General features: G+C 71.2%; 27 protein-coding genes and 1 tRNA gene. 16 read left to right on the top strand and 12 right to left on the bottom strand.

The window, feature by feature from the left end:
- Nucleotides 1-35: 35 nt before the first annotated feature.
- Complete coding sequence (locus tag ACBJ59_RS39030) at nt 36-632, bottom strand: TetR/AcrR family transcriptional regulator (RefSeq protein ID WP_375115168.1); 597 nt, start codon at nt 630-632, stop codon at nt 36-38.
- Complete coding sequence (locus tag ACBJ59_RS39025; protein WP_375115167.1) at nt 632-1,129, bottom strand: hypothetical protein; 498 nt, start codon at nt 1,127-1,129, stop codon at nt 632-634. The genes ACBJ59_RS39030 and ACBJ59_RS39025 overlap by 1 nt, the downstream gene beginning before the upstream one ends.
- 38 nt (nt 1,130-1,167) lie before the next feature.
- Here ACBJ59_RS39025 and ACBJ59_RS39020 point away from each other — a divergent pair, with 38 nt between their 5' ends.
- From ACBJ59_RS39020 to ACBJ59_RS38985, 8 genes are all read left to right on the top strand, one after another.
- Nucleotides 1,168-1,845 (top strand): response regulator transcription factor, encoded by a 678-nt coding sequence (locus ACBJ59_RS39020; RefSeq protein ID WP_375115166.1) that lies wholly within the window; start codon nt 1,168-1,170, stop codon nt 1,843-1,845.
- 10 nt (nt 1,846-1,855) lie between these two features.
- Nucleotides 1,856-3,226, top strand: a complete 1,371-nt coding sequence (locus tag ACBJ59_RS39015) for a sensor histidine kinase (RefSeq protein WP_375115165.1) — start codon at nt 1,856-1,858, stop codon at nt 3,224-3,226.
- A gap of 41 nt (nt 3,227-3,267) precedes the next feature.
- Nucleotides 3,268-4,287, top strand: a complete 1,020-nt coding sequence (locus ACBJ59_RS39010; protein ID WP_375115164.1) for a lytic polysaccharide monooxygenase — start codon at nt 3,268-3,270, stop codon at nt 4,285-4,287.
- A gap of 155 nt (nt 4,288-4,442) precedes the next feature.
- A complete protein-coding gene (locus ACBJ59_RS39005; protein WP_375115163.1) occupies nt 4,443-5,813 on the top strand; it encodes a Dyp-type peroxidase in 1,371 nt (456 codons plus the stop codon).
- A 153-nt stretch (nt 5,814-5,966) separates the two neighbouring features.
- The gene (locus ACBJ59_RS39000; protein ID WP_375115162.1) at nt 5,967-6,647 is read left to right on the top strand and encodes a GAP family protein; all 681 of its coding nucleotides are present in this window, start codon (nt 5,967-5,969) and stop codon (nt 6,645-6,647) included.
- A 104-nt stretch (nt 6,648-6,751) separates the two neighbouring features.
- The gene (locus ACBJ59_RS38995; RefSeq protein WP_375115161.1) at nt 6,752-8,590 is read left to right on the top strand and encodes a VWA domain-containing protein; all 1,839 of its coding nucleotides are present in this window, start codon (nt 6,752-6,754) and stop codon (nt 8,588-8,590) included.
- 44 nt (nt 8,591-8,634) lie between these two features.
- Complete coding sequence (nhaA, locus tag ACBJ59_RS38990) at nt 8,635-10,431, top strand: Na+/H+ antiporter NhaA (protein WP_375115160.1); 1,797 nt, start codon at nt 8,635-8,637, stop codon at nt 10,429-10,431.
- A gap of 65 nt (nt 10,432-10,496) precedes the next feature.
- Nucleotides 10,497-10,991, top strand: a complete 495-nt coding sequence (locus ACBJ59_RS38985; RefSeq protein ID WP_375115159.1) for a hypothetical protein — start codon at nt 10,497-10,499, stop codon at nt 10,989-10,991.
- Here ACBJ59_RS38985 and ACBJ59_RS38980 read toward each other — a convergent pair.
- Nucleotides 10,982-11,758, bottom strand: a complete 777-nt coding sequence (locus ACBJ59_RS38980) for an SDR family oxidoreductase (protein ID WP_375115158.1) — start codon at nt 11,756-11,758, stop codon at nt 10,982-10,984. The genes ACBJ59_RS38985 and ACBJ59_RS38980 overlap by 10 nt on opposite strands.
- Before the next feature lie 62 nt (nt 11,759-11,820).
- Here ACBJ59_RS38980 and ACBJ59_RS38975 point away from each other — a divergent pair, with 62 nt between their 5' ends.
- Nucleotides 11,821-12,168 (top strand): hypothetical protein, encoded by a 348-nt coding sequence (locus tag ACBJ59_RS38975; protein WP_375115157.1) that lies wholly within the window; start codon nt 11,821-11,823, stop codon nt 12,166-12,168.
- Here the strand turns inward: ACBJ59_RS38975 and ACBJ59_RS38970 are convergent.
- Nucleotides 12,155-12,607, bottom strand: a complete 453-nt coding sequence (locus ACBJ59_RS38970) for a hypothetical protein (protein ID WP_375115156.1) — start codon at nt 12,605-12,607, stop codon at nt 12,155-12,157. The genes ACBJ59_RS38975 and ACBJ59_RS38970 overlap by 14 nt on opposite strands.
- 45 nt (nt 12,608-12,652) lie before the next feature.
- On the opposite strand from ACBJ59_RS38970, the gene ACBJ59_RS38965 reads away from it, so the two are divergent.
- The 6 genes from ACBJ59_RS38965 (at nt 12,653) to ACBJ59_RS38940 (ending at nt 18,413) form a co-directional block, all read left to right on the top strand.
- Nucleotides 12,653-13,630 (top strand): helix-turn-helix transcriptional regulator, encoded by a 978-nt coding sequence (locus ACBJ59_RS38965; protein ID WP_375115155.1) that lies wholly within the window; start codon nt 12,653-12,655, stop codon nt 13,628-13,630.
- A gap of 114 nt (nt 13,631-13,744) precedes the next feature.
- Nucleotides 13,745-14,605 carry a hypothetical protein gene (locus ACBJ59_RS38960; protein WP_375115154.1) on the top strand — a complete coding sequence of 287 codons (861 nt, stop codon included), beginning with the start codon at nt 13,745-13,747 and terminating at the stop codon, nt 14,603-14,605.
- Between the two features lie 113 nt (nt 14,606-14,718).
- Nucleotides 14,719-15,480: an alpha/beta fold hydrolase gene (locus tag ACBJ59_RS38955; RefSeq protein ID WP_375115153.1), complete on the top strand. Its 762-nt coding sequence runs from the start codon at nt 14,719-14,721 to the stop codon at nt 15,478-15,480.
- Between the two features lie 134 nt (nt 15,481-15,614).
- The gene (locus ACBJ59_RS38950) at nt 15,615-16,331 is read left to right on the top strand and encodes a cytidylate kinase family protein (RefSeq protein ID WP_375115152.1); all 717 of its coding nucleotides are present in this window, start codon (nt 15,615-15,617) and stop codon (nt 16,329-16,331) included.
- Nucleotides 16,332-16,913: 582 nt separating this feature from the next.
- On the top strand, nt 16,914-17,981 hold the full coding sequence (locus ACBJ59_RS38945) for a glycosyltransferase (protein WP_375115151.1): 1,068 nt from the start codon (nt 16,914-16,916) through the stop codon (nt 17,979-17,981).
- Nucleotides 17,982-18,077: 96 nt separating this feature from the next.
- A complete protein-coding gene (locus ACBJ59_RS38940) occupies nt 18,078-18,413 on the top strand; it encodes a hypothetical protein (protein WP_375115150.1) in 336 nt (111 codons plus the stop codon).
- Between the two features lie 637 nt (nt 18,414-19,050).
- Here the strand turns inward: ACBJ59_RS38940 and ACBJ59_RS38935 are convergent.
- Together ACBJ59_RS38935 and ACBJ59_RS38930 are read right to left on the bottom strand one after the other, a co-directional pair.
- A tRNA-Ala gene (locus tag ACBJ59_RS38935) sits at nt 19,051-19,123 on the bottom strand.
- A gap of 66 nt (nt 19,124-19,189) precedes the next feature.
- Nucleotides 19,190-20,104: a TetR/AcrR family transcriptional regulator C-terminal domain-containing protein gene (locus ACBJ59_RS38930; protein ID WP_375115149.1), complete on the bottom strand. Its 915-nt coding sequence runs from the start codon at nt 20,102-20,104 to the stop codon at nt 19,190-19,192.
- A gap of 151 nt (nt 20,105-20,255) precedes the next feature.
- Here ACBJ59_RS38930 and ACBJ59_RS38925 point away from each other — a divergent pair, with 151 nt between their 5' ends.
- Nucleotides 20,256-21,488 (top strand): FAD-dependent monooxygenase, encoded by a 1,233-nt coding sequence (locus tag ACBJ59_RS38925; RefSeq protein WP_375115148.1) that lies wholly within the window; start codon nt 20,256-20,258, stop codon nt 21,486-21,488.
- On the opposite strand, the gene ACBJ59_RS38920 is transcribed toward ACBJ59_RS38925, so the two are convergent.
- From ACBJ59_RS38920 to nadD, 6 genes are all read right to left on the bottom strand, one after another.
- Nucleotides 21,397-22,332, bottom strand: a complete 936-nt coding sequence (locus ACBJ59_RS38920) for a fumarylacetoacetate hydrolase family protein (RefSeq protein ID WP_375115147.1) — start codon at nt 22,330-22,332, stop codon at nt 21,397-21,399. The genes ACBJ59_RS38925 and ACBJ59_RS38920 overlap by 92 nt on opposite strands.
- Nucleotides 22,333-22,342: 10 nt before the next feature.
- A complete protein-coding gene (locus ACBJ59_RS38915; protein ID WP_375115146.1) occupies nt 22,343-23,290 on the bottom strand; it encodes an MBL fold metallo-hydrolase in 948 nt (315 codons plus the stop codon).
- A gap of 49 nt (nt 23,291-23,339) precedes the next feature.
- Nucleotides 23,340-23,741: a LysR family transcriptional regulator gene (locus ACBJ59_RS38910; RefSeq protein ID WP_375115145.1), complete on the bottom strand. Its 402-nt coding sequence runs from the start codon at nt 23,739-23,741 to the stop codon at nt 23,340-23,342.
- Nucleotides 23,742-23,916: 175 nt separating this feature from the next.
- Nucleotides 23,917-24,546 (bottom strand): histidine phosphatase family protein, encoded by a 630-nt coding sequence (locus ACBJ59_RS38905; RefSeq protein WP_364113363.1) that lies wholly within the window; start codon nt 24,544-24,546, stop codon nt 23,917-23,919.
- Between the two features lie 76 nt (nt 24,547-24,622).
- On the bottom strand, nt 24,623-25,018 hold the full coding sequence (gene rsfS / locus ACBJ59_RS38900) for a ribosome silencing factor (RefSeq protein WP_080046168.1): 396 nt from the start codon (nt 25,016-25,018) through the stop codon (nt 24,623-24,625).
- 104 nt (nt 25,019-25,122) lie between these two features.
- Nucleotides 25,123-25,740 carry a nicotinate-nucleotide adenylyltransferase gene (gene nadD / locus ACBJ59_RS38895; protein ID WP_364113365.1) on the bottom strand — a complete coding sequence of 206 codons (618 nt, stop codon included), beginning with the start codon at nt 25,738-25,740 and terminating at the stop codon, nt 25,123-25,125.
- Nucleotides 25,741-25,761: the final 21 nt, after the last annotated feature.

The following is a 25,761-nucleotide window of genomic DNA, read 5'->3' as shown; positions in this document are numbered from 1 at the left end:
CACGCTGCCACTCCGCGCGGGCTGTCGAATCGTCCCTAGGGAGACCCCTCCGCTACGCCGTCCGGCGTAGGCAGCAGCCGTCTCACCAGGCGGATCGTCTCGTCGATCGTCACCTGGGCGTCCTGGTCCGACTCGCACGCGGCCACCTCGCGGCCCGCCTCGCCCATCATGGTGGTGAGCAGCACCACGAGAACCTGGCTCTCCCGCGTGTCCGCCAGGCCCAGCAGGCGCTTGTTGCCGCCGATCCAGTTCCAGCCGCGCTGCCTGCGCAGGGTGGTGAACTCGATCGGCCCGTCGCTCTCCAGGAACAGCCGGGCCACCTCGCGCTGCTCCCACGACCCTTCCAGGTACGCGCGGGCGCCGGCCAGGAAGCGCTCGGCGGTGCCCTCGGCCGCCTTGGCCGCCTTCGAGGTGCGCTCCTCCTGGCCGTGCATGAACTGCTCCCACAGCGCCAGGAACAGGCCGGGCTTGCCGCCGAAGTGGTGGTAGAGGCTGCCCACGCTGATCCCGGACGCCTCCACGATGTCGGCGACGGTGGCCTCGGCGTACCCCTTGGCCAGGAAGACGTCGCGGGCCGCGCGCAGCAGGGTGTCGCGGGTGCCGCTGGAACGGCTCCAGCGCCGGCTCCTCATCAGTACTCCCAGGTGTCGGTGCGCTGCTCGTGACTGATGCAGAACACGCCCGTCCCGTGCCCGCCCTTGGCCAGGTCCACCCGGATCCAGCCGTCGGCGCGGGCGACCTTCGCGGTGTAGCCGCCGACCGGGGTGGCCGAGACCAGGCGGCAGCCCTCCGGGCCGAGCGTGAACGCCACCTCCCCGCCCTTCACCGTCACCACCTTGAGCTGCTTTCCCGACGTCGAGCTCGGGGTCGGGGTGGGACTCGGCGTCGACTTCGGGGTCGTTTTCGGATTTATCGGCTTTTTTGTGGTCTTCACGGTACGGCGGGGCGCCGGCGTGACCGGCACCCGCGAATTGACATCCGCCGCGACGGTCTGCGCGAGAAACGGTTCGACGTTCACGTCGTCCACGAACTCGTTACGCAGCACCCCGCGCACGCCGAACCACGAGACCGACACGGCGACCACGGTGGCCCCGCACCAGATCGCCGCATATTTCATGGCTCGACGCATGAGAGGAATTATGTACGCCCCCGGTACGGTTGGGGCGCATGGCGACGGTTCTCGTAGTCGAAGACGACGAATTCGTCAGATCGGCGATCATTCACGAACTCGGCCGGCGGCAGCACGCCGTCCGCAGCGCCGGCTGCGCCCTGGACGCGCTCAGGGAGATCTCGCAGGCCCCTCCGGACGCCGTCATCCTGGACCTCGGCCTGCCCGACCTGGACGGCTCCGAGGCGCTGCGCATGGTCCGCGGCATCTCCGACGTGCCGGTCATCGTGGCCACCGCCCGCGACGACGAGGCCGAGATCGTCCGGCTGCTGCGCGCGGGCGCCGACGACTACCTGGTCAAGCCGTTCTCCGGCGACCATCTCAGCGCCCGGCTGGACGCGGTGCTGCGCCGGGCCAGGTCCGCGCCCGAGCCCCGTACGCTGCGGGTCGGCGGCCTGGTCGTGGACGTGGACCGGCGCGAGGCCGCGCTCGACGGCGGGCCGCTCGTGCTGACCAGGCGGGAGTTCGACCTGCTGGCCTACCTCACCGCCCGCGCCGACCGGGTCGTCACCCGCAAGGAGCTGCTGTCCGAGGTCTGGCGGCAGGCCTACGGCGACGACCAGACGATCGACGTGCACCTGTCGTGGCTGCGGCGCAAGCTCGGCGAGAGCGCCTCCCGGCCCCGCTACCTGCACACCGTGCGCGGCGTCGGGTTCATGCTGTCGGCGCCCCGATGAGCCGGGCGCGATGAGGCGGACCCTGGCGGTGCTGATGGTCGCCGTCACCTCGATGGTGGCGCTGGCCTTCCTGGTGCCGCTCGCGCTGATCGTCAGGGAGACCGCGCAGACCAGGGCCGTGGCGAACGCCGAGCGGCAGGCCTCGGCGCTGGTGCCGGTGCTCGCGCTGACCACCGGCGGCGACGACCTCGGGCACGCGATGGCGCGTACGGAGGCGGGCCGGCACGGGCGGCTGGCCATCCACGTCAAGGGCGGGGCGACGGTGGGCGCCTCGCGGGCGCCCGCCGCCGAGGTGGCCGGCGCCGCCGCGCAGACCAGGGCGAGCACGGTCGAGCTGGACGGCGGCTACGTGCTGCTGCGGCCCGTGGCGCTGGACGGCGACCGGAGCGCGGTCATCGAGGTGTTCGTCCCCGCCGACGAGCTCAACCGGGGCGTCCTCGCCTCGTGGGCGGTGCTGACCGGGGTGGCCGTGGTGCTCGTGCTCGGCTCCGTGCTGGTGGGCGACCGCCTCGGGGCCCGGGTCGTACGCGCCGCGCGCCGGCTCGGCACGGCCGCCACCGCGCTCGGCTCCGGCGACCTGAGCGAGCGCATCCACCCCGACGGGCCACCCGAGCTCAAGGCGGCGGCGACCGCGTTCAACGCCATGGCCAACCGGGTCACCCACCTCCTGGCGGCCGAGCGGGAGCTGGCCGCCGACCTCTCCCACCGGCTGCGCACGCCGCTCACCGCGCTCAAGCTCAGCCTGGACCAGCTCGGACCCGAGGCGGAGCCGAGCAGGCAGGCGCTGGGCAGGCTGGAGGGCGAGGTCACCACGATCATCTCGGCGGCCCGCCGGCCGTCGCGGGCGGCCCAGTCATTCGGCGGGTCATTCGGCGGGTCATTCGGCGGGTCATTCGGCGGGTCGTTCGGCGGGTCGTTCAGGGCCTCGTGCGACGCGGCCGAGGTGCTGCGCGAGCGGCTGGCGTTCTGGTCGGCGCTGGCCGAGGACCAGGGGCGGCCGTGGCAGCTGGTCGGGGCCACGCTGCCGGTGCGGGCGCCCGTACCGGCCGGGGAGCTGACGGCGGTGGTGGACGCGCTGCTCGGGAACGTGTTCCGGCACACGGCGGAGGGGACGGCGTTCAGCGTCACGCTGCACGAGGGCCGCGACACGGTCGGCATCCTGGTCGCCGACGCCGGGCCGGGCATCCGGGACCCGGAGGCGGCGCTGGAGCGGGGGGCCAGCGGGAGCGGGTCCACGGGGCTCGGGCTGGACATCGCGCGGCGGCTGGCCGAGTCGACCGGTGGGGTGCTGCGGCTCGACCGCTCGTCTCTGGGCGGGGCTCAGGTGCAGGTCTGGTTGCGCCTTGAAAAGGCATCTAAGACAGCCTTAAAGGACGCTTAAGCCCGATATTTCGGCCGTTGCGGTGCTCCAAGGTGGTCTGCATGCAGATCAACCGCAAGGCGCTCGTCGCCACCCCCCTGGCCACCCCCACGCTGCTCGTGCTGGCGCTCACTCCCGGCACGGCCTCCGCGCACGGCACCATGAGCAACCCGCCCAGCCGCACGATGGTCTGCTACAGCGAGGGCCCGGAGAGCCCGAAGTCGGCCGCGTGCAAGCAGGCGGTGGCGACCGGCGGCACCCAGCCCCTGTACGACTGGAACGAGGTCAACATCGCCGACGCGGCGGGCCGGCACCGCGAGATCATCCCGGACGGCAAGCTGTGCAGCGCGGGCCGCGACAAGTACCGCGGCTTCGACCAGGCGCGGGCCGACTGGCCGGCGACGACCATGACGAGCGGCGCCTCCCACACCTTCAAATACCGGGCGACCGCGCCGCACAAGGGCGCCTTCGAGCTGTACCTCACCAGGGACGGCTACGACCCGGCCAAGCCGCTGAAGTGGTCGGACCTGGAGGCCAGGCCGTTCCACACCGTGCAGAACCCGGCCGTGGCCGACGGCTACTACACGATGACGGCGAAGCTGCCGTCCCGCCAGGGCCGGCACCTGATCTACGCGATCTGGCAGCGCAGCGACAGCCCCGAGGCGTTCTACTCCTGCTCGGACGTGGTCTTCGGGCAGAGCAACCCCTCCCCCGCGCCGACACCCACCGGCACGCCGACGGCGACCCCGAAGCCCACCCCCACCTCCACCCCGAAGCCCACCCCGACCGCCACGACGCAGCCTCCGGGTGACGGCGGCAGCTCCCTGGCGGCCGTCAACGCGGGCGTCGGCGTGTCCCCGGCCACCGCCGTGCCGGGCGGCCAGGTGAAGGTGACCGCCGTCTGCGGCGGCTCGCAGGTGCGTGACGTCACCTCGAACGCCTTCTCCACGGCGCGCAACCGGCCCGGCGTCCCGACGGTCGCGTGGTCGCCGACGCTGAAGGCGGCCCGGGCCGGGACGCACGCCGTGACCGTACGCTGCAAGGACGGCGGCGTCGCCCGGACCGCGATCACCGTGCGCTGATCGGGAAATCCACCCGACCGCATTTTCGGAAACTTTCTCATACCATCGCGAGTCGTACAGGTGGGGCGCGTAGCAAGACGGGGGATTCATGGGAGATTTCCCGATGACGCGCCAGGGGGCCCGATTTCATCGGAAACGGGGAAAGGGACTCGACAATGCCTGTCGACCTGAACAACGAACGACCCCTGGCCTGGGACTCGGCCACGCTCGACGCGGACACCAAGGCGATGCTGGACAATCTGCAGCCGAACATCCTGCGCGCGCACGTCCGTGAACACCTTTCCGTACTGTTCGTCCGGTTCAACAATGTGGCCGAGGGCAAGGCATTCCTGCGCCGCATCGCGACCACGAAGATGAAGTCGGCACGCAAGCACCTGGAAGAAGTACGCGATTTCGCCGCCGGCCGCCGGCGCGGGACGCCGTACGTGGGCATCGGCATCAGCAAGGCCGGCTACCGCGACCTGGGCCACACGGTCGAGGACGTGCGCAAGTTCGGCGACCCGGTCTTCCGCGACGGCATGAAGCGCAGGATCGGCCTGGTCGAGGACCCGCCGGTGGAGCAGTGGGAGCGCACCTACCAGCGGGAGATCCACGCCGTCATCCTGATCGGCGACGCGGAGCCCGGCCCGGTGGCCGCGCTGCGCGAGGAGATCCTCGCCGACCTGCCGGAGAGCGCCCGGCTGCTCGGCGAGGAGAGCGGCCGGGGCATGCGCAACCCGGCCGGCGAGGGCATCGAGCACTTCGGCTACGTGGACGGCCGCAGCCAGCCGCTGTTCCTGAAGGACGAGGTGGACAAGGAGCCGAAGAAGCACTGGGACCCGGCGTTCCCGCTGGGCAACGTCCTGGTGCCCGATCCGTTCGCACCGAACCCCGCCCGTCACCACGGCAGCTACCTGGTGTTCAGGAAGCTGGAGCAGAACGTACGGGCGTTCAAGGAGATCGAGCGGGACCTGGCCGACGGCCTGGGCCTGTCCGGGACCGACCGCGACCGGGCGGGCGCCATGCTCGTCGGCCGCTTCAAGGACGGCACCCCCTTGACGCTCAAGCCCAGGGCGACCGGCGGGCCGGTGGACAACGACTTCACCTTCGAGGCGGACGACGGCTCCAAGTGCCCGTTCAGCGGCCACGTCAGGAAGACCAACCCGCGCTCGTTCGGGCGCGAGGTGCTGATGGCCAGGCGCGGGCAGACGTACGGGGAGCGCACCGACGACCCGTGGGACGACTCCGCGCCCGAGGACCGGCCGAGCGGGGAGGTCGGGCTGCTGTTCATGGCGTTCAACGGCAGCCTGCTCGCCCAGTTCGAGTTCACGCAGCAGAGCTGGGCGGACAACCCCGACTTCGAGGTGCCGGCGACCGGTCACGACCCGGTCATCGGGCAGGGTGATCGCGACATCAAGGTGAGCTTCCCCAAGGTGTGGGGCAAGCCGGAGATGTCCGTCCCGCAGGCTCAGGTGGCCCAGACGGTCACGATGAAGGGCGGCGAGTACTTCTTCGCGCCGTCCCTGGCCTACCTGCGCAACCTGTAGGGCCCCGCTGGGGGCGCCGCGCCCCCAGCGGTTCACCCCGCCACGCGGCCTCTCCTGGCCACCGAGGAGCCCCCGAAATGAGCAGAAGGATGTACGCCTGATTCAGCCCGCCGGAGGAGGCAGGCGCCTGCCCGCAATCGGGATGATTCCCCCATGACGCTCGCACTGCTGCTCACCCTCGCGGCCCTGGCGGTGGTCGACAGCACCAGCTTCGGCACCCTCGGCATCCCCATCTACCTGCTGCTGTCCTCGGACCGGTCGAGGAGCTCCCGGTTGCTGATCTACCTGGCCACCGTGGCGGTCTTCTACTTCCTGGTGGGGGTGGCGCTCATGCTGGGGCTGGCCACGGCGATGGACGCCTTCGGCGACGTGCTGCGCAGCCGGCCCGCGTACATCGTGCAGCTGGTCCTCGGAGTGGGGCTGTTCGCGCTGAGCTTCCGGTTCGACCCGAAGCGGCGGGCGAAGCTGGGCAAGCCGGAGCGGACGTTCGAGCCGCGGGTGGGCGGGCCCCGGGTGATGGTGCTGCTGGGGCTGACCGCCGGGGTGCTGGAGGTGGCGACGATGCTGCCGTACCTGGCCGCGATCGGCATCATGACGACCTCCGGGCTGGCGACGGCGCAGTGGATGCCGGTGCTGGCGGCGTACGTGCTGATCATGATCCTGCCGCCGCTGGCGCTCATGGGGCTGCGCGCGGCGGCCGGGGGCCGGCTGGAGCCGAAGCTGGAGCGGCTGCGGGCCTGGATCAGCAAGCACTCGGCATCGATGCTGAGCTGGGCACTGGCCATCGTCGGGTTCCTGCTGGCCCGGGACGCGGCCGTCTACCTCTTCTTTTAGGTTTTCAGGCGCTTGCAAGCGGGATGATCGATAATGCGGCGCATGCCCCGATTACTCGTGGTCATCCTGATGGTCCTGTCCCCCTGGCCCTCCCCTCCGCGGCGATGGCCCGCGAACCCGCCGGTCAGCTCGTGGTGCTGCTGGACGTCTCCGGCTCGATGGAGGAGAGCGACGGCTCCGGCTCGACCCGGATCGCCGCCGCCCGCAAGGCACTCGACGGCATGGTGGCCGCGGCGCCGGAGGGCGCGCTGGTGGGGCTGCGCTCGTACGGCGGAGGTTGCCAGGACACCGAACTCCACATGCGCCCCTCCCCGCTGGACCGCGACCGCTTCAAGAGCGAGGTGGCCGGTCTGCGCCCCCAGGGCGACACGCCCATCGCGTACGCGCTGAAGCAGGCGGCCAAGGACTTCACCTCCGACGGTCAGAAGACGATCCTGCTCGTCTCCGACGGCGAGGAGACGTGCGGCGGCGACCCGGTCGCCACCGCGCGCAGGCTTGCCGGGCAGGGCATCGGCGTACGGGTGGACGTCGTCGGCTTCCGGGTCGGGAACGCCACGCGGAGCCAGCTCGTCCGGATCTCCAAGGCCGGCGGCGGCAGCTACGCCGACGCCCAGAACGGCGACGAGCTGGCGGGGCGCATGCGCCGGCTGGCCCAGCGCGCGCTCCGGGGCCAGTCGCCGGTGGGCATCCCGGTCAACGGCACCGCCGACCGGGCGTCCGCCCCGGTGCTGAAGCCCGGTGCATACCTGGACGAGATGCCGCCCGGCCCCGACGTCAAGCGGCACTACGCCTTCGACCTGCCCGCCGGCGCCACCGCCTACGTCGGGCTGCGCATCGGCGTCACCGCCCCGCCGGGCGCCAGGGCGCTCATCGGCGAGAGCCTGGCCATCTGGCCGCAGAGCGGCTCCGGCCCCTGCGGCACCCAGGACTTCCTGACCGACCTGCCCACCGGCGGCAGCGCGTTCGTGGTCGGGCAGGGACAGATCACCGAGGGCTCCGGGCCCTGCGAGGCGGCCGGCCGCTTCACGATCGAGGTGACCAACAAGGGCGACCAGGTCCGCGGCTCCACCGCGCCGCTGGAGCTGAATCTGGTCATCGAGCCGCCCGCCACCGACGTCGCCGCCCTCCCCGGGCCGGCCACGGGGGCGGAGACCGCCGAACCGCAGGTGGCGCAGGCCGAGCCGGTGCCCGTGACGGGCAGCGGCTCGTACGGCGACGGCCCCGTGCTCGCGGACGGCCGCTACACCGACACCGTGATCCCCGGCGAGGAGGCGTACTTCCGGGTGCCGCTCAACTACGGGCAGCGCCTGGCGTACCGGATCGAGGTGCCCGCCCTGCCGGAGGCCGACCGCGCCGCGCTGGACGGCGCCCGGCTCCAGCTGTCGAGCTCCATCCTGAGCCCGGAGAACCCCCGGGTGCTCGGCGGCGGCGACCAGGCCTGGCGGGTGACGCTCGGCGATCGGCCGCAGTCGTTCACCGGCACGTCGGTGCCCGTGAACTACCGCAACCGCGAGTCGGACCAGGACCACGTCAAGGACACCACGCTGCCCGGCTACTACAAGCTGTGGGTGCGGCTGTTCACCGACCGGGGGAACCCGTACGTCGAGGTGCCCGTGACGCTGACCGTGGACGTGCAGGGCGAGCCGGCGGGCGTGCCCACGTACGCCGACGCCATGGGCCACGGGCCGCCCGACCGCCAGCAGGGCCTGTCCCTCACGCCCGAGGCGCGGATCGTGACCCCGAGCCCTTCCGCCACCGCATCGCCCCCGCCCTCCTCCGGCCCGCCCTCCTCCGCGCCCGCCACCACGGCGGTCGCGACCGGCTCCCCCGGCTCCTCCGGAGTCCTCCCGCTGCTCCTCGCGCTGGCCACGGCCGCGCTCGCCGTGGTCACGGCCTTCGCGATCTGGATGGTCCGGCGCGGGCGCGGGCCCTCCGGCGGCTGACGGAAGGGCGCCCTTAGGATCAGATCTCCGGGGGGAGATCTGTCATGTTGCGGGCGTTCCTGAGGACCGAGGCGGGCAGCACGAGCGTGCTGCTCGTCGCCACCGTGCTGGCCCTGCTGTGGGCGAACTCGCCCTGGGCCCACACCTACGAGGCGTTCTGGCACACGCCGATGGGGATCTCCTTCGGGGACGCAATGTTCACGCTGGACCTGCGGCACTGGGTCAACGACGGCCTGATGACCGTCTTCTTCTTCCTCATCGGGCTCGAGGTCTCCTACGAGGTGCGGCTCGGGCAGTTGCGTGACCGGCGGCTGATCGCGGTGCCGGCCGTGGCGGCGCTCGGCGGGATGCTCGTGCCGGCCGGCCTCTACCTGCTGCTCAACTTCGGTGGGCCGGGAGTCGGCGGCTGGGGCGTGCCGATCGCCACCGACACCGCGTTCGTGCTGGGCGTGCTCGCCGTGGTGGGGGCCCGGTGTCCCGATCCGCTGCGGGCGTTCCTGCTGACGCTGGCCATCGTGGACGACGTCCTGGCCATCATGATCATCGCGCTGTTCTACACCGCCAGCCTGTCCGTGCCCGCGCTGCTCATCGCGGCGCTGCTGCTGGCGGCCATCATGACGCTGCGGTGGCTGAAGATCTGGCGGGCGCCGGCGTACATCGTGCTGGGGTTCGGGCTCTGGGTGGCCACGCTGGAGAGCGGGATCCACCCCACGCTGGTCGGCATCGCGCTCGGGATCCTCGTCTTCGTGTACGCCCCCACCGACCAGAAACTGCTGCTCGCCGGGGAGGCCGTGCAGGAGTTCACCAGCGAGCCCAGCGCGCTGGCCGCCAGGGAGGCCACGCGGCGGGTCCAGCGGGCCGTCTCCGTGAACGAGCGGCTGCAACTGCGGCTGCACCCGTGGAGCAGCTACGTGATCGTGCCCGTCTTCGCGCTGGCCAACGCCGGGGTGAGCCTCGACCTCGAGACCCTGCGCGCGGCCGCCACCTCCCCCGTCGCCATCGGCGTGGCGCTGGGGCTGCTGCTGGGCAAGTTCGTGGGGATCTCGCTGGGCACCTGGCTGCCGCTGCGGTTCGGGTGGGGGATCCTGCCGGGGAACCTGGTGTGGGGGCAGTTGCTGGGCGGGGCCGCGGTGTCGGGGATCGGGTTCACGGTGGCGCTGTTCATCGTGGACCTGGCCTTCGACGACCAGGCCCTGCACGACCAGGCGAAGATCGGGATCCTGGCCGGGTCGCTGCTGTCCGCCGTGCTGGGGTGGGTGATCTTCCGGATGGCGTGGGACCGGGGCGGGGTGTGCGCGCCGCCCGAGGCCGAGCCCGCCGAGGAGCTCCCCACGATCCTGGCCGTGCCGGTGGGGCCGGACGACCACGTACGCGGTCCCGCGGACGCCCGGGTGACGATCGTCGAGTACGGCGACTTCGAGTGCCCCTACTGCGGGCGGCTGCACCCGATCCTGGAGGAGATCCTCAGGCGGAACCCCGACGTGCGGCTGGTGTTCCGGCACTTCCCGCTGCGGACCCTGCACCCCCGGGCGGCCTCGGCCGCCGTCGTGTCGGAGGCCGCCGCCGACCGGGGCCGGTTCTGGGAGATGCACGACATCCTCTACGACAACCAGCGTTTCCTCACCGACGCCGACCTGGAGCACTACGCCGCCGAGCTGGACGTCGACCCGTGGTCGGCGGTGCCGCGGCACGTCTCCAGGATCGCGGTCGACGAGGTGTCCGGCCGCGACAGCGGCGTGCGCGGCACGCCCACCCTCTTCCTGAACGCCGTGCGCTACGAGGGCGGTCATGACCTCGACTCGATCACCCGTGCGGTGGAAGAAGCCCGGCAGTCCGCGTAGCGTCGTCGGGTCGCCCCCTACCCGCGGGAGTTTCCTTGTTGTCCAATATTTCCAACATCATCAATATGCTGACCTTGGTCGTGATGGCCGTCGTGCTGCTGGGAGGCGCCGCCCTGATGGCGGCCCGCAGGCAGGAGCACGGCCGCGGCTCCGTGCTGGGCATCGTGGGCTGCGTCGTGCTGCTGCTGGGACTGGGGATCAGCGCCCTCTACATCTTCTGGGTGCCCGAACTGGTGGCGACGGCCGGCCCCGACGGCTACGGCCCGATCCTCGCGATACTCAGCCTGGTCTCCTTCGTCTTCCAGGTGGCCGGCACCGGGCTGCTGATCTTCGCCGTGATCGCCCGCCGGACCCCGCGGCCGCAGCCCCAGCAGCCCTACCCGGGACAACCGCAGGCGCCCTGGCAGCAGCAGGGATCCTGGCCGCAGGAGCAGCAGGGGTCCTGGTCACAGGAGCAGCAGCAACCGCCGTACCAGCAGCAGCCGCAGCAGCCGCCGTTCCAGCAGCCTCCCGGCTGGCAGACGCCGCCGCAGCCGCCCTTCGGCGAAGGTCAGCGCTGACCGCCGCCCAGATACCGCCGCCAGGTGATCTCCCCCGCGGGCCGTGCCTTCGTGGTGAGATGCCCGGCCCGGAACGCCCGGCCCAGTCCGCCGGGAATGCGTACGTTCAGGACCGGCCTGCGCAGCCCGCGCGCCCGCAGCCAGCTCCGCGCCGCCTCGGCCATCGTCAGCGCCTCGGGACCGCCGTACTCCTCGATCTCGCCCCCCGGCCCCCGCTCCAGCAGCGACACCAGGTGCGCGGCGAGGTCCCGCACGTCCACCGGCTGCATCGGGATTCCGGGATCGGCGACCACGAGGCCGAGCCTGGCCATCCCCCGGAACGCCTGCTCCACGAACTCGTGGAACTGCGTGGCCCGCACGATCGTCCAGGGCACGCTCCCGTCCCGGACGAGACGCTCGGCCCGCACCTTGGTCCGGAAATATCCCCACGGCACCCGGTCCACGCCCACGATCGAGAGGTAGATCAGGTGCCGCACCCCGGCCTCGCGGGCCGCCGCGAGCAGCACCGACGTCCCGCCGAGCTCGACCCGGAGCGTGTAGCGGCCCTTGTACGGGGCCGAGGCCAGGTGCACGATCGCGTCCACCCCGGACACGGCCTCCGCCACACCCCGGCCGGTGGTCAGGTCCGCCACCACCCAGCGCACGCCCCCGGCCGTGGCCCGCGCCCCGCGGCTGGCCGACCGGACCTCGTACCCCGCCTCGACCAGCGCTTCCAGCACCGCGCGGCCGAGCCGCCCGCTGCCGCCTGTCACGAGTACAGATCTCATGCCACCTGGACGGGGCAGCAGGCGGAAGTGTGACAATGTTGGCTTAACAGACACTCCGCAGCGTGCCTGAGGGAATCATGACTCCAGAGCAGCCGGACCGGCGGGAACCCGATCCCAACCAGACGATCAGGCACCGCTACCCCCACCCCACCCCGCCGCCCCCGCAGCCACCCGACCAGGGACCGCCGGAGGCGCCGTACACGCAGCGGCTCCCCTACACGCCGGACATGCTGCCCGACGTGCCCCTCTACGAGGCCAAGCCGCCGCGGTCGGCCTGGTGGTGGGTGATCGTGGCCGGCGGGCTCGTGCTGCTGATCGCGGCCGTGGCCGTGGCCGCGGTCCTCTGGGTACGCGGCAACGCCGAGACCGGCCCGCGGGCGGCCCCGGCGGGGACCGTCAGGCTCGCGTGAAGTCCATCGTCCAGTTCGTCTCCCACGTGCGCCCGTCGTCCTCCGAGAACGCCTGCTCCCAGCGGGCGGCGCCGTCGCCGATGACCGTCCAGACGAACCGGCAACGCACCGGCCTGCCCTCGTAAGTCTCCTGGCCATAGAACTCGCCCCGGTCACCCTCGAACGCGCCCACCATGGGCGAGGTGTCGAGCACGCCGCTGGCGCTGCTGGCCCAGTAGATGGACCACTGCCGGGTCTGCGGGTTGTACACGCGGACGGTCAGACCGCTGAAGCCCTTCGTCGGGCACTCGATCTCGTCGAAGCTGGCCGCGCCGCCGAAGTGCCGGGTGGCGACCGAGTAACCGGGGAACTCGTCCCATTCGTCGCTGCCGGACAGGGGCTTCACGAGCCGGCGGTTGGTGACGTTCCAGTGGCCGGCGAGAAAGTCGAAGTCGTTCATGTGGGACAACGTACGCCCGGGTCACTGACAGGTAGTGTCAGTGATATGCGCGCCTCTCGCCTGGTCTCCATCCTCCTGCTGCTGCAGACGCGTGGCCGGATGACCGCGCAGGAGCTGGCCGGGCGGCTGGAGGTGTCCGTACGCACCATCTACCGCGACGTCGAGTCCCTCCACTCCGCCGGCATCCCGCTCTACGGCGACGCCGGTCCCAAGGGTGGCTACCAGCTCCTCGACGGCTACCGCACCCGCCTCACCGGGCTCACCACGGACGAGGCCGAGTCCCTGTTCCTGGCGGGCCTGCCGGGGCCGGCCGCCGAGCTGGGGCTGGGCGCGGTGGTGACGGCCGCGCAGCTCAAGCTCATGGCCGCGCTGCCGGTCGAGCTGCGCGACCGTGCCGGGCGCATCCAGGAGCGCTTCCACCTCGACGCGCCCACCTGGTACCGCGACCGGGAGCCGGCGACCTACCTGCCCGCCGTGGCCGACGCGGTCTGGAACGAGCGGCGCATCCAGGTCAGATACCGGCGGTGGAAGGCGCCGCAGGAGGTGGAGCGGCGGCTGGAGCCGTACGGGCTGGTGGTCAAGGCCGGGCGGTGGTATCTGGTGGCGCGGTCGGACGATGGCGTACGCACCTACCGCGTCTCGCAGATCCTCGACCTGCACCCGCTGCCCGAGGGGTTCGCCCGGCCGGAGGGTTTCGACCTGGCGGCCTACTGGCAGGGCTACCTGGCCGAGTTCGAGGCCAGGCTGCGGTGGGGCGAGGCCGTGGTGCGGCTGTCGCCGCGCGGGCTGCAGCGCCTGGCCGACCTCATGACCCCCGGGGTGGTGGCGGCGGCCAGGGAGAGCGCCCAGCCGCCGGACGACGACGGGTGGACGCGGGTCACGGTGCCGATCGAGTCGATCGAGCACGCGGTGGGCGAGTTCCTCAGGCTGGGCACGGACGCCGAGGTGCTCTCCCCGGGCAAGCTGCGCCATCGGCTGGCCGCGACGACGTCCGAGCTGGCCCGGCGCTACCGCACCTCCTGAGCCGACGTACGGGTTGGCCCCGCGCCATCGCGCCTCCTGAGCCGGCGGCGTTCCCTGCCGTGTTTGTGGGGATAGTTCGGGTAGAGGAAACCCCCGCCCCAGAGAGCGCGCGCCATGGACCTCCACGAGCGCCTGCTGGTCCAGGTCAGCGCCAGGGACGTCTACGACGCGGCGGCGCTGGCCGGGCACCCCGGCTCCGGCCTGGTCTTCACCGGCCAGGCCGCGCACGACGCGGTCCGCATGGTGCGCCGGCACGGCTACGACGGCCCCCTGCTGGCCGACCGCCGCCGTTACGCCGGGTCGGCCCGGGTGCGGGGCACGGCACGGCTCTCGCCCGACTGGATCGCGGACCAGGTGGAGGCGGGAGCGACGGCCCCGCTCACCGATTCCGGATATGTCGGTGAAGGGGACCACGAAGCCCTGCACACCATCCTCGAACAGGCCATCCAGTGGGAGAACGCGATCGCGGTGCTGCCCGTGCACGCGCGGTGGGTCATCGAGGACCGGCGGACGCTGCTGCGCACGGTGAACGACTACGGGGCGCCGGTGGCGCTGGTGGTCGAGGACGGGCCGCCGTACCGGCCGGTGCCGCTGCCCCTGCTCTCGGCCGGGGTCGAGGCGCTGGCGGCACTGGCGTACGGGGCGGGCTGGGCCGCGGTCGGCGTACGCGAGGTGCTGCGGCACCTGTATCCGGAGCCGCACGAGATGCGCGGCGGCTGGCGGCGGGGCGGGGCGCGCAGCGCGTTCGTGCCGGAGTCGCTGGAGTTCGTGCCGGTCGAGCGACTCGGGGAGGGCACGTGCGGCTGCTCCACCTGCCACGGCCGCCCGCTGCGCCACCTGGCTGGGGCCGAGGAGCTGGTGGTGAACACGCACAACGCCAAGGTCCTGCACCGCCTGCACAACCGCCTGCTGCGCTCCACCCATCGGGAACAGTGGTGGCGGGAGCTGACGGACGCCGCCGCACCCGCCCGATGACTGTGCGGAAGATCACCCTCAGCAGTTGGGCCCTTCTCTGAGGCGGACGGGCTGTCCATGGACCGTTGTTGTTCAGCCGTGGGTTGTCGGCGCTGCCTCCTACGATTCGCCTCATGCGTGAGTTCTTCATGGTGGGTGGGCGGAAGCTGTCGTATCTGGACTTCGGTGGTCCGGGAAGGCCGCTTCTGGCCCTGCACGGGCACTACAACGAGGCGTCAGCGTTCGCGTCGCTTGCAGAAGCGCTGGCGCCGCGGTGGCGGGTGATCGCGCTCGATCAGCGCGGTCACGGAGAATCCGACCGTGCCACCAGTTACGAGCGGGACGACTACATAGCCGATGTCGTCGCCTTCCACCGGCATCTGGGAGTCGGCCCGGTGCCGGTGCTGGGTCACTCACTGGGCGGGGTGAACGCCTACCAGTTCGCCGCCCGGCACCCCGACAAGGTCAGCAGGTTGATCGTGGAGGACATCGGCGCGGTCGTCGACTGCGACTGGTCGTTCACCACGCGCCTTCCCCTTCCCGCGCCGTCTCGAGAGGCTCTGGTCGCGGCTCTGGGCGCGACGGCGCCTTATCTGGAGTGCTCGTTCCGGCAGAAGAGGTCGGGCTGGAGGTTCTCCTTCGGCATCGAGGACACCGTGACGTCTCAGAAGGCGCTCAACGGCGATCACTGGGACGACTGGACAGCGGTGTCCTGCCCCATCCTGCTGGTCCACGGAACACGGAGCGACGAGTTGTCGGCCGGTCACGCCCGGACCATGGTCGCCCGCGGTCGGCGGGCCCGCCTGGTCGAGCTGGCGGCCGGTCACGTCGTGCATCACGATGCTCCAGAGCAGTTCGCCGCCGCGGTCACCGACTTTCTGTCGGAGCCCTGCTGAGCTGTCGGGCTCAGGCTGCCAGGTCGGCGTCGTCGAGGCTGTGTGTGGCGGCGATTGCGAGTGTTCGACGGCTCGGTCCTGGATCTGGCAGGCGTCCGTGTGGGCGGCAAGGAGTCAGTGCGTACAGAGACACCGTGAGAGAGGCAGAAATGGACCAAGGCACCCGCGGCGAGCTCATCGGTCGGCTGGCCGAGGCGATCAGGTCCGTCACGACCGCGCACCCGCTGCGGGTCGCCATCGACGGGCCGCCCGCCGCCGGCAAGACCACGCTGGCCGACGAGCTCGCCGTCGTCCTGCGCGCGCAGGACCGCGCCGTCATCCGCGCGACCATCGACGACTTCCTCTTCCCCCGTGCGCAGCGCTACCGACGCGGCCAGTACTCGGCCGAAGGCTGCTACTTCGACGCCCACGACCACGCCGCGCTGTGCCGGGTCCTGCTCGATCCGCTGGGTCCGGGCGGAGACCGAAGGTTCCAACACGCGGTCTACGACAGGGACACCGACACCCCATCGTCCCCGCCGGCCACGACCGCCGCCGCGGACACCGTCCTGCTCTTCGACGGCGTCTTCCTCCTGCGCCCAGAACTCATCGCCCGGTGGGACCTGCGCATCTTCGTGTCCGTCCCCTTCGAGCAGACGGTAGATCGCGCCCGGGACCGAGGTACGGCGCTGGCCGGAGCCGCCGCCGACACCGCCGAAATCGAACGGTCCTGGCGCCACCGCTATATCCCCTCCCAACAGCTCTACTTCGCCACAGCCCGCCCAACCGACCACGCCGACATCATCGTGTACAACGATCAGCTCCAACGGCCGGCCTGGGAAGTCCGCCCACACTCGGCGACGCGACCCTGAATGAGACTGCATCGCACGAGCCCTCCGAGTTCACGGTGGTCCTCAGCCGACCGCGGTGCCCGCCAGCCGGACGGCACACCGCCAGGTGATCCAGCACTGACACACTGTCTCCATCGAAGGCCGGACCGCACTGCAGTCCGGCCTTTCTCGACTTGAACACCCGTTGGGAACAAGCCCTTTCGGATGATTCTGGGTGCTCTCCCGTCATGACCGAAAGGAGGACCACCAGCTACGTGTCGTTGCGAATCACCGCCGCCCCTACGCCCCGAGACAACACCGGCAGGGGCCAAGGGCATGGGCGGCGCACCCTCGGGGCCCCCGCCCATCAAACCCTCCATCCACCTCCGTCCACAGGACAACCCGGACACCCGGTTCCCCCTCCACAGAACCCGATTCGGGCCTCCGGCACCCACCCCACGCGGAGCATCCTCATACCCGCCCCACCCACCATCACCATCAGCATCACCAAGGGAGCCAGAGGATGCCCGGAGGCCCGCCCACACTCGGTTTCAGCCTGATCGTCTACGCCACCGTAGGGCTGATCACCCTGGTCGCGCTCAAGCTGAAGCGGAGGCGACACAGGTGAGCCCGACCCCTACCACCCTGACTGTCACGGTCATCATCCCCGCCCACAACGAGGAGCTCGGCCTCCCCGCCACCCTCCGTTCCATCCAGGCCCAGTCGGTCCCACCGGAGAAGGTCATCGTGGTGGACGACGCCTCGACCGACCGCACCGGCGAGGTGGCGGCCTCCTACGGCGTCACCGTCCTGCGCCCACCCCGCAACCTGGGCAGCAAGGCCAAGGCCCAGAATCACGCCCTCCCCCACTGCGACACGGACCTGGTCCTGGCCGTGGACGCCGACACGGTCCTGGCCCCCGACTACATCGAGCGCATCAAGCCCGCCTTCTCCGACCCTGAAGTGAACGTGGCGGCCGGAAACGTGCAGACGAGGTTCGCCCGCACACCATGGGAGCGCGGCAGATCCACCGAATACCTCTTCGGCTTCCACTGGCACCGCCCGATCCAGCAACTGGCGAACAGCCCCATGGTCTGCTCGGGCTGCTGCTCGGTGTTCAGACGTACGACCCTGACCGAGTTCGGCGGCTTCCCGGAGCGCACCATCGTCGAGGACATGGACTTCACCTGGAGCCAGCAGCTCGCCGGCCACCGGGCGGTCTACGTCGCCGACGCCATGGCCTGGGCCGCCGACCCGGAGAGCCTCACCTACCTCCGCAAGCAGGTGTGGCGCTGGATGGCGGGCTTCATGCAGAATGTCCGGCTCCACCTCCCCCGCCTGGTCACCCGCAAGCCCATGCTGGCCACCTGGATCATCGTGGCCCTCCTGGAGATCCTCCTGGCCCCGCTGTGGTGGGCGACCCCGCTGGTGCTGACGCTCGCCCTGCACGAGCCGGTGGCCCGCACGATGGCGTGGTGGGCGGGCGGCGAGCTCCTCCTGACCGTCCCCGCCCTCCTCTACGCGGCCAGACGCCGCCGCCTCCCCATCGGCCAGGTCCTGTTCAATCTGCCCTTCGTCTACCTGAACAAGGCCGTCAACCTCTACTACGCCTGGAAGGCCCTGGTGGTCGAGCTCGTCATGGTCCCCCTCCACCTCTCCCAAGGCCTGGTCATCTACGAAAAGGGGCGCTGACCGACCACAAATCTGTCACCGATCAACTACACAGAGTAGCCATAAGATTGGAGGCGATCGAAGTGTCAACCACAACCGAAGGGACGTACACCGCCCATGCTCGCTCGCACCATCACCGTGGCCGCCTCCTGCCTGGCACTGGCACTGTCTCCCTGCGCCCCCGCCCAGGCCGCCACCGGCACCTTCAGCTACCGCTTCCCCACCGAATACGGCGGCCTGGGCACGGGCGAGCTGACCCACCCGAGGAGCGGAGTCTGCATCAACCTCCCGGAGGTCCGCGACACGGAAGACAGCGCCCACACCCCATCGAACGCCACGGACTCCACGGTCACGGTCTTCACGGGCATCGACTGCACCGGCGACTACTACTCCCTGCGCCCCGGCGGCCGCGCCTCCAGCCGCCTCCTCCTCAAGTCAGCCGTCTTCTCGTAGACCCGAGAAGCGCCCGCCCACCCGCGCCAACCGACCACCCCTCGGCCCGAACAGACCACCGGACCTGAAAGGCCACTCGAAAGCCGGACCCGGCGGACCACCCACCGCCGGGCCGGCACCGCGGCGACCGGGCAACCGGAGGACCGGGGATCGAAGGTCGGGGATCGGGGGTCGGAGGTCCGGGGGGGAACCGTCTTCCCTTGGGCATCAGCTCCCGGTTGCCGCAACCGGCCCGAGCAGCGCACCCCCGAGACCAGCAACTCCACGGGACAGCCAACACCGCATAGGCCAGCCGCCTCACAGGGCAGCCGCCCCACAGACCAAGCCGCCCCACAGACCAGCCGCCCACCAGCCGGAACCTCCACGAAACGACCGGCCCGGAGCAGACAACCCCCCGCACGACGAAACCCGGCCGGAACGAGCAGTCACCCAGCCCGCCTGATGACTCGACCGCGCACCCACAGCACTTGGGACTTCCGCGTGCGTCGACAACGCGATGTACAGCCACCCGATCCGACCGCTGGGGCCCCGGCGCCGAAGATCACGCGCTGCCGGAGCGACGTCCAGCCCTTCGCCCCATCAACGTCCACGGAAAGGAAGGGGGAGCAGGCCCAAGCCTGCCGACAACCACAAGGGGTGGAGCTATGGGGATTCGAACCCCAGACCTCCTCCATGCCATGGAGGCGCGCTACCAACTGCGCCATAGCCCCTGGTCACCGCTTCGGGTCCACCCGTTGCGGCGCTCCGAGAGCATATAGCCATCCGCCCTCATTCGCCTAATCGCGCCGCCTTTCCCGAACCCTGGCCGCCGCCACCAGCACGGCCAGCCCGTCGAGGTGCCGGCGCAGTGCGAACTCGAAGATCGAGTCCAGGTCCATGTCCAGCCCGGGCCCCGCCACCACCTTGGCGAGGGTGGGAAAGGCACCGGAGGTGAACAGCTCGCGCAGTTCCGCCTCCCGCGCCTGCATCCACTCGTCGTCCGTGACTCCGGTCTCCGTCCGCGCCTGTTCCTCGGCCTCCAGGCTCACGGCCGTGCCGCGGACCAGGTTCACGAGGGACAGCGCGGCGTGCAGCATCGTGTTCGCGTCCAGGCCGAGCCCGTCCACCGCCCGCAGCAGCCGCTCCGTGTGCGCCATGCCGTTGCGGACGAACTCCGGCCGGGTCAGCGAGATGGCCTGGGCCAGCCACGGATGGCGCCGGTGGATGCGCCACTGCTGCCGCAGGGCCAGTTCGAGCTGCTCCCGCCAGCCGCGGGGGATCCGGTCGGGCGGCGGGTCATCCCCGTACACGGTGTCGGCCATCAGGTGCACGAGCTCGTCCTTGCCCGCCACGTACCGGTACAGGGACATGGCCGAGGCGCCCAGCTCGGTGGCGATGCGGCGCATGGAGACGGCGGCCAGCCCCTCCCCGTCGGCGATCCCGATGGCCGCCCGCACGATGCGCTGCCTGGTCAGGTCCTGCGCGGGCGCCTCGCGCCCGGCCACCACGGTGCCCACCCCCGGTACGGCCCGCGCCACCCCCTCCTCCTGCAACCGGCTCAGTACTTTGCTGGCCGTGGCCATCGCCACCCCGAACTCCCGGACGATCTGCCGCGTGGAGGGCAGCCGGTCGCCCGCTGCCAGCTCCCCCGCCGCGACGCGGCGCCTGAGCTCCTCGACGATCCGGAGGTACGGCGCGTCCGCTCGATCCACCAACCGCCCCTTCCCGAAGGCGCTCTAGTGCACCGCCCCCGCCCGCCCGCGAGACCGCATGCCACCGCACTAGTGCACCAGATAGCAATATTGCCTGGTAAACCACCCCATTCTAGAGTGCGCGTACACCGTAAACGAGAGGGCACCAGAAATGCGCGACCTCACCATCCTGATCTCCGGCGGCGGCATAGCGGGCCCCGCCCTCGCCCACTGGCTCGAACGCCACGGCAACCACCCCACCATCGTCGAACGCGCCCCCGCGATCCGCCCGGGCGGCCAGGCCGTCGACTTCCGCGGCGCCCCGCAACTCGACGTGCTCGCCCGCATGGGCATCCTCAACGCGGTACGCCGGGCCCAGACCCGCATGGGCGACATCAAGATCGTCGATGCCCGCGGCAGGCGCCTGTCGAGCCTCCCGTCGGAGGCGTTCAGCGGTGAGGTGGAGATCCTGCGCGGCACCCTGAGCCGCATCCTCCACGACGCCACGGACGCCGAGTACGTCTACGACGACTCCATCACCTCGCTGACCGAGACCCCGGCGGGCGTGCACGTCACGTTCGAACGAGCGGCGCCCAGGACGTTCGACCTGGTCGTGGGCGCGGACGGCCTCCGCTCCCAGGTGCGGGAGCTGGCCTTCGGCGAGGCGCAGCTCCGCCACCTGGGCATGTACGGCGCGATCTTCTCCGTCCCCGGCACCTACGACCTCGACCACGAGGGCTTGATGTACAGCGCCCCGGGCAGATGCGCCACCATCATGAGCACCGGCGGCCGCACCAGGGCCGCGCTCGACTTCGCCGCGCCCCCGCTCACCTACGATCACCGCGACCGCCACGCGCAGCGGATCCTGGTCGAGAGCGCCTTCGCCGGCCTGGACTGGGAGATCCCGCACCTGCTCGACCAGATGCGCCGGGCCGACGACTTCTACTTCGCCCCCGCCGCCCAGGTCGTCCTGCCCCGCTACTCCTCCGGCAGGCTGGCCCTCCTGGGCGACGCGGGCTACGCCCCGGGCCCGGGCGGCATGGGCACCGGCCTGGCGCTGATCGCCGCGTACGTCCTGGCCGGCGAGCTGGCCGAGGCCGGCGACCACGAGACCGCCTTCACCCAGTACGAGAACCACATAAGGCCATATGTCGAGGTCTGTCACCGCCAAGCGCAGGGAGCCGACAAATACCTGGTTCCGCAGAAGAAGTCGCAGATCTGGCGCCGTAATCAGATGATGCGCCTGCTGCCGTACATGCCGGGCAAGAGCCTCATCAAACGCATGACCGACCGGGCCGCCGCCGCCATCACCCTCAAGGACTACGACGCGCCTCCAGGGAGTCCCCGACCGGCTCGGCGCCCTCCACGATCCGGCACCGCTGCACGCCCAGCAGGTCGACGCTGATCGTCACCGTGTCGCCGGGCGCCAGCGGCGCGTGCGCCTCCAACCCCAGCCGCCCCCACAGCTCGGCCAGGCACCCACCGCCGCACGTACCCGACCCGAGCACGTCCCCGGGCCGCACCTCGGTCCCTCGGGACGCGTACGCGATCATCTGCGCATAGGAGAACGACATGTTGCTCCACCGGTCCCCGCCCACGGTGAGCCCGTTGACGGCCGCGGTCATCGACAGGTCGTACGCGTTGCCCGACCGATACGGCTCCAGCTCGTCCGGCGTGACCAGCACGGGCCCGAGCGTCGTGGCGGTGTCCTTGCCCTTCACCGGCCCCAGCAGCACCTCCATCTCGGCGAGCTGGAGATCCCGCGCCGACCAGTCGTTCATGAGCACGTACCCGGCGATGTGCCCGGCGGCCTCCTCGACGCCCAGGTTCCGCCCGCCGCGCCCGATCACCGCGGCCACCTCCAGCTCGAAGTCGAACACGCCGCACCCCGGCGGCAGCGGCACGTCGTCGTGCGGCCCGATCACGGCGTAGGGGTTGGTGAAGTAGAAGGCCGGCGCCGCGTACCACTGCTCGGGCACGGTCGCCCCCATCAGCTTGGCCACGCCCTCGACGTGCTGCTCGAACGTCATGAAGTCGCGCACGGTCGGCGGCTCGGGGACGGGCGCCCGCAACCGTACGGATTCGAGCGGCACCACCTCCGCGGGATCGCGCAGCGCGGCCGTACCGGCGGCGGGCAGGTCGCCGAGCAGGTCGACCAGCCGCACCCCCGGCGGCAGGGCGTACACCTCCTCGGAGACCAGCAGCCCGGCGCGGTCGCCCTCGCGCCCCGCATACGTGACGAACCTCATCGAAGCCTCCTCAGACGGCCGTGGGAAAGGGGCCGCGGTTCCACTCCACGGCGTCGCCGAACGCGGTCAGGAGGTCCACCTCGCCGCCCGCCGCGTCGGCATACGCCCGGTGGAGGTTGAGCACGATCCGTTCCGCGTCGGCCCACCCCTCGAAATCCCGCAGGTCGGCGCGCCGGGCCGCGTCCAGGGGGCTCAGCCCCCGCTCGTGCCCGTCCCGCGCGGTGTCCGCCACGAACCGGTAGTAGCGCTCGTGGTCGGCCAGGATGCCCGGCAGCGCGTCCCCGTCCGCCAGCGGGCCGTGCCCGGGGACGACGTGGTCGGCGCCGAAGCCCGCCAGCCAGTCCAGCGACCGCAGCGCCCCGTCGAGCGACCCCATCAGCACCAGGGGCGTGAGCCCGTGGAAGAGCAGGTCGCCGGTGAACAGCACGCGCTCCTCCGGCAGCCAGACGACCACGTCGCCGCCGGTGTGCGCGGGATGCCCGGGATGGAGCACGTCGATCCGCCGCCCGCCGCTGTAGAGCGTCAGCTCCGAGCGGAACACGAGCGACGGCGGCCGCCGCGTCACCGCGCCCCAGTCGGGCACCGGCGACCAGAACGGCGGGCATCCGTCGATGACGAAGTCCGTCAGCACCGCGTCGCGCACGCTCTCGTGACCGACGATCACGGCCTGCGCGGGCAGCAGGCTGTTGCCGTAGGTGTGGTCGCCGTGCTGGTGCGTGTTCACCGCCGCCCTGATGGGGTCGTCGCCGGTGGCCGCTGCGAGGGCGCGCAGGAATCTCCGCGTACGCTCCTCGGTGGCGCAGGTGTCGATGACGATCGTGCCGTCGTCCCCGGTCACCGCGCCCGCGTTGTTGACCCACCACGTGCCGTCGGGCTGCACCCACGCGTGCACCCCGGGAACGATCTCATGGAGAGCCGCCGCCTCGAGCCTCGTGTTGGTGATGCGCTGATGTCCCATGCGCACGACTTCACCACGGGCCCCGCACGGGGATCATCAGCAGGAAAGGTTACGATCCCCCCGCAACCACGCGCCCTGCCGCAACGTCAGGCCCCCGCTCGGCGTCCCGCAGCGGGTCCCCCGGCGCAAGATCCCGCAGCGGGTCCGCCGCCCCACGATCGCGCAGCGGGCCCGCCGGCCCAGGATCCCGCAGCGGGTCCGAACGGGCGACCTCGGCCAGCGCGTCCACCGCCGCCAGCACGCGGCGGGCCTCCGCGATCAGTCGCTCCCCCGCGGGGGTCAGCACGACCCTCCGGCTCGTACGCTCGAACAGCCGCCGCCCGACCTCCCGCTCCAGCCGCTGGATGTGCCGCCCGAACGGCTGCGCCGCGATGAAATGCCGCTGCGCGGCGCGGCCGAAGTGCAACTCCTCCGCGAGCGTGACCGCATAACGAAGTGACCGAATCTCCATCGACGAACCTTCCCCGATGACAGCGGCCTGCCGTCCCAGGCCGCCCCGGTGTCTGTCGCCGACTGATTCGTCCGAAATCGCTCCCTGTATGAGGGCACTGTATGAAGGCGCTCTATGAGGGTGCTGTATGAAACGCCGTAGGTCAGCCGTACGGCCCCCGAGCCGTACGAACTGCTTATGCCTCGGCCTCGGGCTTGTCGTCGCTGTGCACCGGCTCGGGCAAGGTGCCGGCGTTGTGCTCCAGCAACCGCCACCCCTTGCGCCCTTCCTGCAGCACGGACCAGGAGCAGTTGCCCAGCCCGCCCAGCGCCGGCCACAACTGCTCGGGCAGCCCGAGCAGCTCGCAGATCCCGAGCCGCAGCGCCGCGCCGTGCGAGGCCACGACCAGCAGGCCGTCGTCGTCGATCCGGGACGCCCACCGGCGCATGGCGGCCGCCACCCGCACGGCCACGTCGGTGACGGGTTCGCCGTCGGGAGCCTCCCAGGCGGCGTATTCCTCGGGCCAGCGCGCGGCGATCTCCTCGCGCGTGAGCCCTTCCCACTGCCCGCCGCCGCGTTCGCGGAAGTCCTTGTCGACCGCCACGTCGAGCCCGGCGATCCGTCCCAGCGCCAGCGCGGTGTCATTGGCCCGCTGCAGGTCGGAGGAGACGATCAGGGTGGGCCGCAACGAGGCGAGCAGCGACGCGGCCCGCGCCGCCTGCGCGACGCCGGTCTCGTCGAGGGGGATGTCGGAATGCCCCTGGAAGCGCTGCTCGACGTTCCACAAGGTCTGCCCGTGACGCAGGCACACGATGCGCCTGCTCATGCGGATCCCTCGCCGGGCCGCCCGGGATCGGCGTGAATCTCGCTGATGTGGCTGATGGTTCGTCCGCTCCGCTCGCTCACGCGCGCGCCCGCTGCAGGTTGGCCTGCATCACGCTCTCCGGCAGCGAGATGGCCGGGCAGTCCTTCCACAGGCGCTCCAGCGCGTAGAAAGTACGGTCTTCCTCGTGCTGGACGTGCACGACGATGTCGATGTAGTCGAGCAGAACCCAGCGGCCCTCGCGCTCTCCCTCGCGGCGCACGGGCTTGGCGTCGGCCTCGGTGCGCAGCCGCTCCTCGATCTCGTCGACGATGGCGCGTACCTGGCGGTCGTTGGTGGCGGAGCAGAGCAGGAAGGCGTCGGTGATGACGAGCTGTTCGCTCACGTCGTAGGCGAGGATGTCATCGGCCAGCTTGTCGGCCGCGGCCTCCGCGGCGATGCGCACGAGCTGGACGGATCTGTCAGATGCGGTCACGATGCGGGTCTGTCCTCCTGTGTCGGCAGCATGCCCTTATGTTGAGGGTACCCTTCCAGCCCGAAACCCCTCACCTACGCCGCGACTTCTCCTGCGCGACCGCTTCAGCCGGCCGCGTGATACAAGCGCCGCTTGTTGATGTACTGGACGATTCCGTCGGGCACCAGATACCAAATCGGCTCCCCCTTGGCCACCCGCTGACGGCACTCGGACGAGGAAATGGCCAGCGCGGGGATCTCCAGCAGCGTCACCCGGCCTTCCGGCAGGCCAGGGTCGTGCAGCGTGTGCCCGGGACGCGTACAACCGACGAAATGCGCCAGCTCGAACAGCTCGTCGGCTTCCTGCCAGTCGAGTATGGCGCCGAGCGCGTCGGCGCCGGTGATGAAGTACAGCTCAACCTGCGGACCGTAAATTTCCGCAATATCGCGCAAAGTATCGATCGTGAACGTCGGCCCCGGACGATCGACGTCCACCCGGCTGACGGAGAACCGGGGATTCGACGCGGTCGCGATGACGGTCATCAGATAGCGGTCCTCGGGCGCCGACACCTCGCGCTCCGACTTCTGGTACGGCCGTCCGGTCGGCACGAAGACGACCTCGTCCAGCTGGAAGTGGTGAGCCACCTCGCTGGCCGCGACAAGGTGCCCGTGGTGGATGGGATCGAACGTCCCACCCATCACCCCCACTCGCCGCATCCCTTGCACACCAGGCGCGTTCATCATGAAACGGACCTTACGCGGGCG

The organism is Nonomuraea sp. MTCD27, assembly GCF_041950495.1.
In the GTDB taxonomy this organism is placed as follows: Bacteria; Actinomycetota; Actinomycetes; order Streptosporangiales; family Streptosporangiaceae; genus Nonomuraea.
This window is presented reverse-complemented; position numbering and strand designations above follow the sequence as displayed.